This is a genomic window from Methylophaga sp. F-2 (assembly GCF_056859315.1).
Map to the genome: position 1 here is coordinate 1 of NZ_JBSXOF010000003.1, position 15,504 is coordinate 15,504.

A 15,504-nucleotide genomic window follows, 5' to 3' on the forward strand; every position below is an offset into this window, starting at 1 on the left:
ATCAGGTGTAGAAATGGTTATGCCTGGTGATAACGTTAAGATGGACGTAACTTTGATTGCACCGATTGCGATGGAAGAAGGGTTACGTTTTGCTATTCGTGAAGGCGGCCGCACTGTTGGTGCCGGTGTCGTTAGTAAAATAGTCGAATAGTATAAGGATGCCACGATGCTGAGTGCATAGGCACTCAGCAATTTTTGAGAGCATATGATAGGCCAGTAGCTCAATTGGCAGAGCGACGGTCTCCAAAACCGTAGGTTGGGGGTTCGATTCCCTCCTGGCCTGCCATCATATGTTTTCCTCAAAGCGGATATAACGAAAAAATGGCAGACAATATTAAACTAATTATCGCAGTTGTCTTAATGGCGGCTGCGATTACTTTGTTTTATACATACGCAGAGTATTCAACATTGTTACGCGTGTTAGGCTTGTTAGTAGTTGCAGGCGTATCATTGTTTATCGCTTCAAAAACAACTATCGGTTCAACAGTTTTATCTTATGTTAGAGATACCAATGTTGAAGTAAGAAAAGTTGTATGGCCTACGCGTCAAGAAACAGTCCAAACGACTTTGGTCGTTATCTTAATGGTGATGATGGTCGCATTGATGCTATGGGGCGTTGATTCGTTATTAGGTTGGGGCGTCCGCGCTCTGACACTATAAAACAGGGTTTCAAATGAGTAAACGTTGGTATGTAATTCAGGCTTATTCAGGCTTTGAAGCACAAGTAAAACGATCTCTTGAAGAGCGTATTAATCGCCTTGAGCTGCAAGATAAGTTCGGTGAAATCCTCGTTCCGACTGAAGAAGTCGTTGAGATGAAAGAAGGTCAAAAGCGGAAGAGTGAACGTAAATTCTTCCCTGGTTATGTTCTCGTCAACATGGAAATGGATGACGAAACATGGCATGTGGTGAATGATCTACCACGTGTACTTCGCTTTATTGGTGGCACAGGCGACAGGCCGGCGCCAATTAGTGAAGCAGAAGCTAATCAAATCTTACAACGCGTTCAAGATGGTGCTGAAAGTCCAAGACCTAAAGTCTTGTTTGAACCCGGTGAAGTGGTTCGTGTTACTGATGGCCCATTCAACGACTTTACAGGCGTTGTTGAAGAAGTGAATTACGAGAAAAGTAAATTGCGTGTTGAGGTGGTTATTTTCGGACGTTCAACACCAGTGGAATTAGAATTTAGCCAGGTAGCTAAAGGCTAAGTTCGACAAAGGTCAACCCTAATTGCGTTGACTATATTTAGCGGGGAGCTGAAAAGCGTTTGTACCCATAAGGAGAAATCATGGCAAAGAAAATTGAAGCTTACATCAAGCTACAAGTGCCAGCAGGCGGAGCGAATCCAAGCCCACCAGTTGGTCCAGCGTTAGGTCAGAAAGGCGTGAACATCATGGAGTTCTGTAAAGCCTTCAACGCGCAAACACAAAATCTGGAAAACGGCCTGCCAATCCCGGTCGTGATCACTGTTTATAATGATAAAAGTTTTACTTTTATCACTAAAACACCTCCTGCTTCAGTTCTGTTGAAAAAAGCAGCTGGTTTGAAAAGCGGCAGCAGCCGTCCAAATACTGACAAAGTCGGTACAGTGACTCGCGCTCAATTAGAAGAAATTGCAAATACTAAAATGCCTGACTTGTCAGCTGCTGACTTAGACGCTGCTGTAAGAACAATTGCAGGTACTGCACGTAGCATGGGTCTGAACACGGAGGGTGTTGAGTAATGGCTGCTTTAGGTAAAAGAACTCGCGCTATCCGCGAAAAATTAAAAAATGGCAAAGTATTCTCAATTGATGATGCTTTAACATTCGTCAAAGAAAACGCTTCAGCAAAATTTGTTGAATCAATCGATGTTTCAATTAACTTAGGTGTTGACCCACGTAAATCTGACCAGGTTGTACGTAGTTCAACAGTCTTACCTAACGGTACTGGTAAAACGGTTCGCGTTGCAGTGTTTGCACAAGGCGCGAATGCAGATGCAGCAAAAGAAGCCGGTGCTGATATCGTTGGTTTTGAAGATCTGGCTGAAGACATCAAAAAAGGCAATATGGATTTTGATGTCGTTATTGCATCACCTGATGCTATGCGTATCGTTGGTACACTTGGTCAGGTTTTAGGTCCACGTGGTCTGATGCCTAACCCTAAAGTGGGTACTGTGACACCGAATGTTGCTGAAGCAGTAAAAAATGCAAAAGCGGGTCAGGTTCGTTACCGTACTGATAAAGCTGGTATCATCCATTGCCCAATTGGTAATGCGAGCTTTGATACAGACGCATTACGTCAAAACTTACAAGCGTTGATTGATGACCTGAATAAGCTTAAACCAAGCTCAGCAAAAGGTGTTTATATCAAACGTATCAGTGTCTCTAGCACAATGGGTGCTGGTGTCACTGTAGACAAATCTTTCTTAGGATAGATTAAAAATTTGGACCGCTCAGCCTTATGGCTGAGTCGTCTAAGACCGCAGGTAAGAAATTTTAATTGGCTCATTAACTATGAGCGAGCCTGCGCAGACGGGTTCAGCTGCAGAATCTCTGACGTTGAATACCGTAAAGGTGGGAGTGTTATCACTCTCTTTTTTAGCAACTATTCATTCATGAACATGAATGAACCTAAGGAGGTCTTAGGTGGCTTTAAATCTTGAAGGTAAAAAGGCCGTCGTTGCTGAGGTCGCTGAAGTTGCTGCCAATGCTTATTCTGCAATTGCTGCAGAATATCGTGGATTGACAGTTTCTGAAATGACCGAGCTACGTGTTGCAGCTCGTAAACAAAATGTTTACTTGCGTGTAGTTCGTAACACATTAGCTCGCCGTGCTGTAGAAGGTACTGATTTCGCCTGCATGCAGGAAGGAATGACAGGTCCTCTGATTCTTGGCTTCTCTATGGAAGATCCAGGTGCAGTAGCACGGGTCATGGGTGATTTTGCGAAAGATAAAAAACAACTCGAAGTCAAAATGGTTTCTCTGGGTGGAAAATTATTCCCTGCCAGCGAACTTGAAAGACTGGCGAAGATGCCAACCAAAGAACAAGCTATCAGCATGTTCATGGGCACCATCAAAGCCCCTATCGAGAAATTTGTTCGTACTTTGCAAGCACCTACCAGCAAGATGGTTCGTACGTTCGCGGCTGTTCGCGATGCGAAAGACGCAGCTTAATCCACTATTGGATTGGGCAAGTTAATAAATTCTGTAAGCTTGAAATAGGAAAATTATCATGGCTGTATCTAAAGACGATATTTTGGAAGCGATTTCCAATATGACAGTTGTAGAGATCGTTGATCTGATCGAAGCAATGGAAGAAAAATTTGGTGTAACTGCTGCTGCTCCAGTTGCGGCTGTTGCTGCTGCTCCAGCTGCTGCGGCTGCTGAAGAGCAAAGCGAATTCAACGTTGTAATGACTAGCTTCGGTGACAATAAAGTTGCTGTAATCAAAGTTATTCGTGGCATTACAGGTCTTGGCTTGAAAGAAGCTAAAGACATGGTTGAAGGCGTACCTGCTACAGTTAAAGAAGGCGTTGAAAAAGCTGAAGCTGAAGACGTTGTTAAACAACTTACTGAAGCTGGTGCGACTGCTGAACTTAAGTAAGCGTCTCATATATCGCAATGGTCATCTGACCACTGCGAAAAAGAAAATGGCTGGTGACTTTGGTCACCGGCCTTTTTCCGTTGCTGGTCAGTGCATATTACTGACCATTAAGAAAACAATCTTTCCTGAAGTCCACAAGTGTGAACTCAGGACGTTCTTCGAGGTGTAATAAATGGCCTATACGTTTACCGAGAAAAAACGGATTCGTAAAGATTTTGGCAAGCGTCCAAGTGTCTTGAAAGTTCCAAACCTTCTAGCTACCCAGGTGAATTCCTATCAGGATTTCCTGCAGATGGGCGTCGCTGCAGATGAGCGCGGAGCAAAAGGGTTACATGCCGCTTTTGAATCTGTGTTCCCTATCAAGAGCCATACAGGCATGGCAGAGCTACAATATGTCAGCTATCGTTTAGGCACTCCATCTTTTGACGTCAAAGAATGTCAATTGCGCGGTGTAACCTATGCCGCACCTTTGAGAGTAAAAATGCGTCTTGTCATTTATGACAAAGATGCCCCTGCAAAATCAAAAGTCGTCAAAGACATTAAAGAGCAGGAAGTCTATATGGGAGAGATCCCGTTAATGACAGAAAAAGGTAATTTTGTCATTAACGGTACAGAGCGCGTTATCGTGTCGCAACTACACCGTTCACCTGGTGTGTTCTTCGACAGCGATCGTGGTAAAACACACTCTTCCGGTAAAATCTTATTTAACGCACGCGTTATTCCTTATCGTGGTTCATGGCTCGACTTCGAGTTTGATCCTAAAGATGCTGTTTTCGTGCGTATTGACCGTCGCCGTAAATTGCCCGCGACCGTTCTATTAAGAGCCCTGGGATATAACAACCAGGAAATTCTGGAGATTTTCTTCAGTACAGATAGTTTCGTCAGAAAAGGCGATAACTTCGAAATGAAACTCGAACCACAACGTTTGAGGGGCCAATCAGTGCCTTTCGAAATTGTTGATACTGATGGTGAAGTTATTGTCGAAGCTGAGCGTCAAATTACTGGACGTCATATTCGTCGTATGGAGAAGTCAGATATTTCTTCACTAACGGTTCCTTCGTCTTATCTTGTTGGTAAAGTGATTGCCAAAGATATGATTGATCCTGAAACGGGTGAATTACTTGCTTCTGCCAATGATGAAATCACTGAAGATCTGTTAGAAGCTTTCGCTCGTTTTGATATCAATGAAATCGAAACTATCTACGCAAACGACCTCGATGATGGTCCGTTTATGTCAGATACTATGCGTCTGGATGAAACACGCTCGCCATTAGAAGCGAAAGTTGAAATCTACCGCATGATGCGTCCTGGTGAACCACCTACAGAAGACGCTGCTGAGAATTTATTCACCAGCCTATTCTTCACACTGGATCGCTATGATCTTTCTAACGTCGGTCGCATGAAGTTCAACCGTCGCCTTGGTCGTGAAGAGATGGAAGGTGAAGGTACGCTGTCAAAAGAAGACATCCTGGATGTCTTGAAAGAGTTAATCGCGATCCGTAACGGTAATGGTGTGGTAGATGATATCGATCACTTAGGCAACCGTCGTGTACGTAGCGTAGGTGAGATGGCTGAAAACCAATTCCGTGTTGGCCTGGTTCGGGTTGAGCGTGCTGTCCGTGAACGCTTGAGTATTGCTGAGTCAGAAGGCTTAATGCCACAACAACTGATTAATGCAAAACCTGTTGCTGCAGCAATTAAAGAGTTCTTTGGCTCAAGCCAGCTTTCACAGTTTATGGATCAAAACAATCCATTATCTGAAGTGACTCACAAACGCCGTGTATCTGCTTTGGGCCCAGGTGGTCTGACTCGTGAACGAGCTGGGTTTGAGGTGCGTGACGTACATCCGACACATTACGGTCGTGTATGTCCAATCGAGACACCTGAGGGTCCAAATATCGGTTTGATCAACTCGCTTGCTACCTATGCGCGTACTAACGAATATGGCTTCATTGAAACGCCATACCGTAAAGTGATTGATGGTAAAGCGACCGATGAAATTGTTTACCTATCAGCTATTGATGAAGGCGAATATAAAATCGCTCAGGCAACCATTGCACTGAATGAAGATAATTCAATTGCAGAGAATATGGTTCACTGTCGTTACCGCAATGAGTCATCACTGACGCCATCTGAACAAGTACAGTTGATGGACGTATCGCCTCGTCAGGTAGTATCTGTCGCTGCTTCGTTGATTCCATTCCTTGAGCATGATGACGCGAACCGTGCTTTGATGGGCTCGAACATGCAACGTCAGGCTGTTCCTACATTACGTGCAGATAAGCCATTAGTCGGTACAGGTATCGAACGTGTTGTAGCACAAGACTCAGGCGTGATGGTCACGGCAAAACGTGGTGGTATGGTGGATTCAGTTGATGCCAGCCGTATCGTTATCCGTGTTAATGATGATGAAACTGAAGGTTCAGAATCAGGCGTCGATATTTATAACCTGATTAAATATGCACGTTCTAACCAAAGTACCTGTATTAACCAACGCCCTATTGTGAAACCGGGTGATGTGGTAGGTGCTGGTGATGTTCTTGCTGATGGTCCATCTACAGATAAAGGTGAGTTAGCACTGGGACAAAATATCCTGGTCGCATTCATGCCTTGGAATGGTTATAACTTCGAGGATTCGATCCTTGTTTCTGAGCGCGTGGTTGAAGAAGATCGCTTCACAACTATCCATATTCAGGAACTGAACTGCTTAGCGCGTGATACCAAACTGGGTACGGAAGAAATCACTAGTGATATTCCGAACGTCAGTGAAAGTGCCCTGGCAAAACTGGATGAGTCTGGCATTGTCTATGTGGGTGCCGAAGTCAAACCTGGCGACATTTTGGTTGGTAAAGTCACGCCAAAAGGTGAAACGCAATTAACACCAGAAGAAAAACTGTTAAGAGCGATCTTTGGTGAAAAAGCGGCTGATGTTAAAGATTCGTCTTTACGTGTTCCATCTGGCACATACGGTACGGTTATTGACGTTCAAGTCTTCACACGTGATGGTGTAGAAAAAGATGAACGTACACGTGAAATTGAGAAAGCGGAACTTGAGAAAGTTTGGGCTGACTTAAAAGATCAGAACCGTATTATGGTTGAAGACGTATTTGAGCGTCTGGAACGTGCTTTGGTTGGCAAAGTTGCTGAAGGTGGTCCAAACCTGAAAGCGGGTACTAAACTGACTAAAGAATATTTAGACGGTTTGGAGCATGCTAAGTGGTTTGATTTACGTATGGAGTCAGAAGACCTCAATACGCAACTTGAACATGCTAATGCTCATCTGAAACAGTACCGTCAGGAAATGGAAGATGCTTTTGAACTGAAGAAAGAGAAATTGACTTCAGGTCATGATTTAGCGCCAGGCGTTCAACGTATGGTTAAAGTCTTCTTAGCTGTTAAACGTCGTATCCAGCCAGGTGATAAAATGGCGGGTCGTCATGGTAACAAAGGTGTTATCTCTAACATCGTACCTGTTGAAGATATGCCATACACAGAAGATGGTCGTCCAGTAGACATCGTGTTGAACCCACTGGGTGTACCTTCACGTATGAATATCGGTCAGATTCTTGAGGTGCATTTAGGCTGGGCTGCTCGTGGACTGGGCTACCGTATTGAAGAAATGTTAGAACAGCAAAAAGGTATTGCTGAGCTGCGAGGTTTCTTGGATAAGGTCTACAACACAAGCGGGACCAAAGAAGATCTTGACTCATTAACCGACGATGAAATTATTGAGTTAGCGAAAAACCTCAAAGGTGGTGTGCCGATGGCAACACCCGTATTTGATGGTGCTGACGAAGAAGAAATCAAAAACATGCTGGAACTGGCTGGTCTGCCACGTAGTGGTCAGGCAAGACTGATTGACGGTAGAACAGGTGATTTCTTCCACCGTCCAGTGACGATTGGTTACATGCACATGCTGAAACTGAATCACTTGGTTGATGACAAAATGCATGCTCGTTCTACTGGCCCATACAGCTTGGTTACACAACAACCGCTGGGTGGTAAAGCACAGTTCGGTGGTCAACGTTTCGGTGAGATGGAGGTCTGGGCACTACAAGCTTATGGTGCTGCTTACACCTTGCAAGAAATGTTAACTGTGAAGTCAGATGATGTTAACGGTCGTACTAAGATTTATAAAAACATCGTTGATGGTGATTATCGAATGGACGCAGGTATGCCTGAGTCATTCAAAGTATTAACCCGTGAGATTCGCTCACTTGGTATCGATGTCGACTTGGTCGATGAATAAGACATACCGGGTTGTTACAGATAATCAAGATATTAGCCGTCTAACGGCAGCGGAGAATGAAAGATGAAAGACTTGCTTAATTTGTTAAAGCAACAAACTCAGCCAGAAGAATTTGACGCCATTCGCATCGGCCTTGCCTCACCTAAAATGGTGAGGTCATGGTCATTTGGCGAAGTCAAAAAACCAGAAACCATCAACTACCGTACTTTTAAACCGGAACGTGAAGGTTTGTTTTGCTGCAAAATTTTTGGTCCAGTAAAAGACTACGAATGCTTATGCGGTAAATACAAACGTTTAAAACACCGTGGTGTTATTTGTGAAAAATGTGGCGTTGAGGTGACTGTCGCCAAAGTACGTCGTGAGCGCATGGGCCACATTGAGTTAGCTAGCCCGGTTGCACATATCTGGTTCCTGAAATCATTACCATCACGTATTTCATTATTTTTGGATATGACACTGCGTGATATTGAACGTGTATTGTATTTCGAAGCGTTCATCGTCGTCGATCCTGGTATGACGCCTCTAGAAAAAGGTCAATTGCTGTCTGATGAGACCTTCCTGCAGGCAGTTGAAGAATACGGTGATGAATTTGATGCGCGTATGGGTGCGGAAGCTGTACAGCAGTTATTGCGCAACATTAACGTCGCCAAAGAAATTGAAACTATCCGTGAAGAAATTGATGGCACTAACTCAGAAACAAAAATCAAAAAACTGAGCAAACGCCTGAAACTGATGGAAGCATTTCATGAGTCGGGTAACAAACCAGAATGGATGGTGATGGAAGTGCTTCCAGTACTACCACCTGATCTGCGTCCTCTAGTTCCTCTTGATGGTGGTCGATTTGCGACATCGGATCTAAATGATTTATATCGTCGTGTCATCAACCGTAATAATCGTCTGAAACGTTTATTAGATTTGAACGCACCTGACATTATCGTTCGTAATGAAAAACGTATGCTGCAAGAGTCAGTAGACGCATTACTAGATAACGGTCGCCGTGGACGTGCTATCACAGGCACAAACCGCATGCCATTGAAATCTCTGGCAGACATGATTAAAGGTAAGCAGGGTCGTTTCCGTCAGAACTTGTTAGGCAAGCGTGTTGACTATTCAGGCCGTTCAGTTATCGTGGTTGGCCCATATCTGAAATTACATCAGTGTGGTCTGCCTAAGAAAATGGCATTGGAATTATTCAAACCATTTATTTACGGCAAGCTTGAACGTGCAGGTCTGGCGACAACGATCAAAGCTGCTAAGAAAATGGTAGAACGCGAAGGACCTGAAGTTTGGGATATCCTGGAAGATGTAATTCGTGAACATCCAGTCATGCTTAACCGTGCACCGACCTTGCATAGATTAGGTATTCAAGCGTTTGAACCATTACTTATTGAAGGTAAGGCGATTCAGCTTCACCCATTAGTTTGTAGTGCGTTCAATGCTGACTTTGACGGTGACCAAATGGCGGTTCACGTGCCATTATCGTTAGAAGCACAGTTAGAAGCACGTTCACTAATGATGGCTACCAACAATATTCTGTCTCCAGCTAACGGTGAGCCAGTCATCATTCCATCTCAGGACGTGGTATTGGGTCTTTATTATATGACTCGCGACCGTGTGAACGAGAAAGGTGAAGGCAGTGTTTTTGCGGACCTTTCAGAATTGCGTCGTGCTTACGATAACAGAGTAGTTTCGCTGCATGCGAAAGTAATGGTTCGTCTGGAAGAAACTGATATTACTTTGCCTGAACCTGAGCAAACTCGTCGCATTCGTGTAGAAACAACAGTCGGTCGTGCGATTCTATTCAGCATCGTGCCAAAAGGTCTGCCGTTCTCAGTTGTTGATCGTGCGATGACGAAAAAAGCGATTGGTGATCTTATTAATACTTGCTACCGTCGTTTAGGTCTTAAAGATACTGTTATCTTTGCTGATCAGTTGATGTACCTTGGCTTCACTCAGGCAACACAGTCTGGTGCATCTGTTGGTGCAGACGATATGGTTATCCCTGTCGAAAAAGCATCAATCCTTGCGAAGGCTGAAGCAGAAGTTGAAGAAATTGCATCTCAATATGCCTCTGGTTTAGTAACTGATGGTGAACGTTACAACAAGATTATCGATATCTGGTCACGCACTAATGACCAAGTTGCAAAAGCGATGATGGACGGTATTGGTAAAGATACAGTTACCGATGCCGAAGGTAATTCAGTTGAACAAGTCTCAATGAACTCCATTTATATGATGGCTGATTCTGGTGCTCGTGGTTCTGCAGCGCAGATTCGTCAGCTTGCTGGTATGCGTGGTCTGATGGCTAAACCAGATGGTTCAATCATCGAGACACCTATCACGGCGAACTTCCGTGAAGGTCTGGACGTTTTGCAGTACTTTATTTCGACTCACGGTGCTCGTAAAGGTTTGGCCGATACAGCATTGAAAACAGCAAACTCAGGTTATTTGACACGTCGTTTGGTCGATGTTTCTCAAGACTTGGTTGTTGTTGAAGAAGATTGCGGCACAACATTAGGTTTAAACATGTCACCTATCATTGAGGGTGGTGATGTTGTTGAACCACTTGGTGAACGTGTACTTGGACGTGTTGTAGCACAAGACCTGAAATCATCTGATGGTGAGCGTCTTGTACTCGCTGCTGGTGAAATGATTGATGAAGCAGCGGTCAATAAACTTGAAAGCGAAGGTATTGACGAAGTTATGGTACGTAGTGCGATTACTTGTGAATCTCGCTATGGTGTCTGTGCATCGTGTTATGGACGTGACTTAGGTCGTGGCCATCAAATCAACGTTGGTGAAGCGGTAGGTGTTATCGCTGCTCAGTCAATCGGTGAACCTGGTACACAGTTAACGATGCGTACCTTCCACATCGGTGGTGCGGCATCAAGAACAGCTGCTGATAACTCTGTTGCCTTAAAATACAAAGGTAATATCCGTTATCACAACATTAAATATGTTCAAAACTCTGCCGGTAAGTTTATTGCCGTATCACGTTCAGGTGAATTACACCTGATTGATGAAAATGGTCGTGAGCGTGAGCGCTATAAGATCCCTTATGGTGCTGAAATGACAGTAGCTGACAATGAAGCTGTAGATGCAGGTCAAATCGTGGCTAACTGGGATCCGCATACGCATCCTGTTGTAACTGAGGTGGCGGGTGTTGTTCAGCTAAGTGATCTGGTTGAAGGTGTGACTGTTGATAAAACTGTCGACGAAGTCACAGGTCTGACGAGCTTCATTGTTCGTGAACCTAAACAACGTAGCAGTTCAGCAAAAGACATGCGTCCTATGGTTCGCCTGACAGATGCAAATGGTAGCGATGTATTTATTCCAGGGACAGATATTCCTGCAATGTACTTCCTGCCAGGTGGTGCGATTGTTCGCGTTAGTGATGGACAAGAAGTTGAAATCGGTGACATCGTTGCACGTATTCCTCAGGAAAGTAGTAAAACTCGTGATATTACGGGTGGTCTGCCACGTGTTGCTGACCTGTTCGAAGCACGTAAACCAAAAGATCCTGCTTTGATGGCAGAAATCAGCGGTACGGTCAGCTTTGGTAAAGAAACAAAAGGTAAACAACGTCTGATCATCACGCCTAAAGAAGGCGAACCGTATGAAGAGTTAATTCCAAAATGGCGTCATATCTCTGTGTTTGAAGGTGAACACATTGAGAAAGGTGAGATGTTAGTGGATGGGCCAGAAGACCCACATGATATCTTGCGCTTGAAAGGTGTCTTGGCATTAGCTAACTATATGGTGAGCGAGGTACAGGAAGTTTACCGTCTACAAGGCGTTAAAATTAACGATAAGCATATTGAAGTGATTGTGCGTCAGATGCTGCGTAAAGTTGAAATTGATGCCGTCGGTGATAGTAAATTCCTGAAAGGCGAGCAAGTTGAATACGATCGCGTACTTGATGCTAATGATGAACTGCGTGCTAAAGAGAAAGTTGAATGTACGTTTACACCGCTGCTGTTAGGTATTACAAAAGCCTCACTGGCAACGGAGTCATTCATTTCAGCAGCATCGTTCCAGGAAACTACACGCGTGCTGACGGATGCCGCTGTGACAGGTAAGAGTGATAACTTACGTGGCTTGAAAGAGAACGTTATTGTTGGTCGTCTGATTCCTGCCGGTACTGGTCTTGCGTATCATAAAGAGCGCCAGCGTCGTCGTCAGGAAGCATTAGGTGAGTCACCGGTGACTAAATCATCAGCAGTAACTGAAGATAAAGACGAAGAAATCAAAGAGGTTTCATAAAGTTGTTGACGTAAGGCATCTTACGTTATAAAATTCGTCTTCTTTGTCGGGCACTCAGGAATCGAGTGCCCGCTTTTTAATGGATGGTAATGCGAGAATAATAGTATCGCAGGATACCATCGATAGATATTTGTTAAGGTTGTACTAATGGCAACAATTAATCAGTTGGTTCGTAAGCCAAGATTGAAACAAAAGAAAAAGAATAACGTACCGGCATTGCAAGCATGTCCGCAACGCCGTGGTGTATGTACTCGTGTTTACACAACTACACCAAAAAAACCTAACTCAGCGATGCGTAAAGTAGCCCGTGTTCGTTTGACTAATGGTTTTGAAGTGACTTCTTACATCGGTGGTGAAGGCCATAACCTGCAAGAACATAGTGTTGTTCTGATTCGTGGCGGTCGTGTTAAAGACTTACCTGGTGTTCGTTATCACACTGTTCGTGGCGCTCTAGACACCTCTGGTGTATCAGCTCGTCGCCAAGGCCGTTCTAAATATGGCGCTAAGCGTCCGAAGGGCTAAGTTACAAAACTTAAGCGTTAAACGTATAAAGTATTAGGAAAGACAAATGCCAAGAAGAAGGGTTGTTGCTAAACGTGAAGTACTGCCTGATCCGAAGTTTCAAAACATCGGTTTAGCGAAGTTCATCAACGTCATCATGAAAGATGGTAAAAAGTCTGTTGCTGAAAAAATTACTTACGGTGCATTAGATACTGTTTCTGAAAGTAAATCTGCTAACGGCTTAGAAATCTTTCAAAAAGCCATTGAAAATATCAGTCCGATGGTTGAAGTGAAATCTCGCCGTGTCGGTGGTGCTACTTATCAGGTGCCAGTAGAAGTTCGTCCAGAGCGCCGTGTAGCATTAGCGATGCGTTGGTTGGTTGAAGCATCACGTAAACGTGGTGAAAAATCAATGGGTATGCGCTTAGCTGGTGAAATTGCTGATGCCTACGAGAACAAAGGCACTGCAGTTAAGAAAAAAGAAGATACACACCGTATGGCAGAAGCGAACAAGGCGTTCTCGCACTTCCGTTTCTAAAATTATTATTCTCCGTCACCAGCATAGTTCTGGTGACGGTTTGTTCTTTAACATTGTTGATTTAAGAGTAGCTAATAGTGGCACGTAGTACACCTATTAATAGATACCGAAATATAGGCATCATGGCTCATATTGACGCGGGTAAAACCACGACAACAGAGCGTGTTTTGTTCTATACGGGCATCTCACATAAAATTGGTGAAGTACACAATGGCGCTGCTGTTATGGACTGGATGGAGCAAGAGCAGGAACGCGGTATTACAATTACCTCAGCTGCTACAACATGCTTCTGGTCTGGCATGGATCAACAATTTGAACAACATCGTATCAACATCATCGATACACCCGGTCACGTAGACTTTACTATTGAAGTAGAAAGGTCTTTACGAGTACTAGACGGTGCAGTAGCTGTTTTCTGTGCAGTCGGCGGTGTCGAACCTCAATCAGAAACTGTTTGGCGCCAAGCCAATAAATATCATGTTCCCCGTCTTGCATTCATTAATAAAATGGATCGCCAAGGTGCCAATTTTCTACGCGTCCTAGAGCAAATCAAAAATCGTCTTGGTGCAAAACCTGTAGCTATGCAATTACCTATCGGGTCGGAAGATGAGTTTGAAGGAGTGGTAGATCTGGTTCGCATGAAAGCGATCTATTGGAATGAAGCCGATCTTGGTGTCACCTATGAACTACGTGATATTCCTGAATCGATGCTGGCTGAGTGTCAGAAATATCACGAAGCATTAGTCGAATCTGCTGCAGAATCAAGCGAAGAACTGATGAACCAGTATCTGGAAGTGGGTGAATTAACGCCAGATGAAATCAAACAAGGTATTCGTAATCAAACTCTAGCCAATGAAATCGTGCCTGCATTTTGTGGTTCAGCGTTTAAAAATAAAGGTGTTCAAGCCGTTCTGGATGCCGTAGTCGAGTATATGCCTGCGCCTAATGATGTGCCGGCTATTAAAGGTCTCGTTGATGTTGATAACGATGTTTACGAAACCCGAGAAGCTAATGATTCACAACCATTTGCAGCACTTGCTTTCAAAATAGCTTCTGATTCGTTTGTTGGTACATTAACTTTCTTCCGAGTTTATTCAGGCGTTTTAAAGTCAGGCGATGCCGTTTTTAATCCTGTTAAAGGAAAAAAAGAACGTATTGGTCGTTTGGTACAAATGCATGCAAATAGTCGTGAAGAAATCTCTGAAGTCAGAGCAGGGGATATTGCTGCCGCAATAGGTTTGAAGGACACCATTACTGGTGAAACACTATGTGATTTAGATCATAAAATCACATTAGAAAGAATGGAGTTCCCTGAACCCGTTATCTCTGTGGCAATTGAACCAAAAACTCAAGCAGATCAAGAGAAAATGAGCATTGCCCTAGGTAAGTTGGCTAAGGAAGATCCTTCTTTTAGAGTGAGTACAGATGAAGAATCTGCACAAACAATTATCGCTGGTATGGGGGAGTTGCACCTCGACATCATTATTGACCGCTTAAAACGTGAGTTTAGTGTCAGTGCAAATGTTGGTGCGCCTCAAGTTGCTTACCGTGAAACAATCCGTAAAACTGTTGATGCAGAAGGTAAATTTGTGCGCCAAAGTGGTGGTAAAGGCCAGTATGGACACGTCTGGATCAAAATTGAACCGCAAGAGCAGGGTGCTGGCTATGCCTTTGAAAATGCGGTTGTCGGCGGTACGGTACCAAAAGAATATATTTCATCTGTAGATAAGGGTATACAAGAGCAGATGAAAAATGGTGTAATAGCCGGCTACCCTGTGGAAGATGTCAAGGTAACCTTGTTTGACGGTTCATACCATGATGTTGATTCCAGCGAAATGGCTTTTAAAGTTGCAGGCTCAATGGCATTTAGAAACGGTGCGCTAGAAGCGTCACCCGTTTTATTGGAACCTGTAATGAATATCGAGGTGGTAACACCTGAAGAATATATGGGTGATGTGATGGGTGATTTGAATCGCCGTCGCGGCATGGTCAGTGGTATGGACGATGCACCTAGTGGAAAAATTATTAAGGCTGAAGTGCCTCTTGCAGAAATGTTTGGTTACGCAACTGATTTGCGTTCTGCTACTCAAGGTCGAGCAACTTACTCAATGGAGTTCGCCAAGTACAGTGAGATACCAAACAATGTTGCAGAAGCGATCATTAACAAAACTAAATAACGTAAGTTAAACGAGGTAGACGAGAATGTCCAAGTCAAAATTTGAACGTACAAAACCCCACGTCAACGTGGGCACCATAGGTCACGTTGACCATGGTAAAACTACGCTGACAGCGGCGATCACCAAAGTGTTGGGTGAATTAAGTGGTGGTGAATTCAAAGATTACGCGGATATTGATAACGCACCAGAAGAA

Annotated in this window: 13 protein-coding genes and 1 tRNA gene; all 14 read left to right on the top strand. The window is 43.9% G+C overall.

The window, feature by feature from the left end; all coding sequences use genetic code 11:
- On the top strand, positions 1-151 hold a 151-nt coding region (locus tag AC13DA_RS00050; RefSeq protein WP_482945752.1), incomplete at its 5' end, for an EF-Tu C-terminal domain-related protein.
- Between the two features lie 59 nt (positions 152-210).
- A tRNA-Trp gene (locus tag AC13DA_RS00055) sits at positions 211-286 on the top strand.
- Positions 287-321: 35 nt separating this feature from the next.
- A complete protein-coding gene (gene secE / locus AC13DA_RS00060; protein WP_007144660.1) occupies positions 322-660 on the top strand; it encodes a preprotein translocase subunit SecE in 339 nt (112 codons plus the stop codon).
- Between the two features lie 13 nt (positions 661-673).
- Positions 674-1,207: a transcription termination/antitermination protein NusG gene (gene nusG, locus AC13DA_RS00065; protein WP_091716104.1), complete on the top strand. Its 534-nt coding sequence runs from the start codon at positions 674-676 to the stop codon at positions 1,205-1,207.
- An 80-nt stretch (positions 1,208-1,287) separates the two neighbouring features.
- A complete protein-coding gene (gene rplK, locus AC13DA_RS00070; RefSeq protein WP_007144662.1) occupies positions 1,288-1,722 on the top strand; it encodes a 50S ribosomal protein L11 in 435 nt (144 codons plus the stop codon).
- Entirely contained in the window at positions 1,722-2,414 is a 693-nt protein-coding gene (gene rplA / locus AC13DA_RS00075; RefSeq protein WP_007144663.1) for a 50S ribosomal protein L1, read from the top strand. Before rplK ends, rplA begins: the two co-directional genes overlap by 1 nt.
- 211 nt (positions 2,415-2,625) lie before the next feature.
- Positions 2,626-3,153: a 50S ribosomal protein L10 gene (gene rplJ, locus AC13DA_RS00080; protein WP_007144664.1), complete on the top strand. Its 528-nt coding sequence runs from the start codon at positions 2,626-2,628 to the stop codon at positions 3,151-3,153.
- A gap of 58 nt (positions 3,154-3,211) precedes the next feature.
- A complete protein-coding gene (gene rplL, locus AC13DA_RS00085) occupies positions 3,212-3,583 on the top strand; it encodes a 50S ribosomal protein L7/L12 (protein ID WP_007144665.1) in 372 nt (123 codons plus the stop codon).
- A 172-nt stretch (positions 3,584-3,755) separates the two neighbouring features.
- Positions 3,756-7,832, top strand: a complete 4,077-nt coding sequence (rpoB, locus tag AC13DA_RS00090) for a DNA-directed RNA polymerase subunit beta (RefSeq protein WP_284450596.1) — start codon at positions 3,756-3,758, stop codon at positions 7,830-7,832.
- Between the two features lie 63 nt (positions 7,833-7,895).
- Positions 7,896-12,095 (top strand): DNA-directed RNA polymerase subunit beta', encoded by a 4,200-nt coding sequence (rpoC, locus tag AC13DA_RS00095; RefSeq protein ID WP_007144667.1) that lies wholly within the window; start codon positions 7,896-7,898, stop codon positions 12,093-12,095.
- A gap of 147 nt (positions 12,096-12,242) precedes the next feature.
- Entirely contained in the window at positions 12,243-12,617 is a 375-nt protein-coding gene (gene rpsL / locus AC13DA_RS00100) for a 30S ribosomal protein S12 (protein ID WP_007144668.1), read from the top strand.
- A gap of 46 nt (positions 12,618-12,663) precedes the next feature.
- Positions 12,664-13,134, top strand: coding sequence for a 30S ribosomal protein S7 (gene rpsG, locus AC13DA_RS00105; protein WP_007144669.1), 471 nt, complete (start codon positions 12,664-12,666; stop codon positions 13,132-13,134).
- 77 nt (positions 13,135-13,211) lie between these two features.
- Positions 13,212-15,311, top strand: a complete 2,100-nt coding sequence (gene fusA, locus AC13DA_RS00110) for an elongation factor G (RefSeq protein ID WP_284450595.1) — start codon at positions 13,212-13,214, stop codon at positions 15,309-15,311.
- A gap of 25 nt (positions 15,312-15,336) precedes the next feature.
- On the top strand, positions 15,337-15,504 hold a 168-nt coding region (locus tag AC13DA_RS00115; RefSeq protein ID WP_482945753.1), incomplete at its 3' end, for a GTP-binding protein.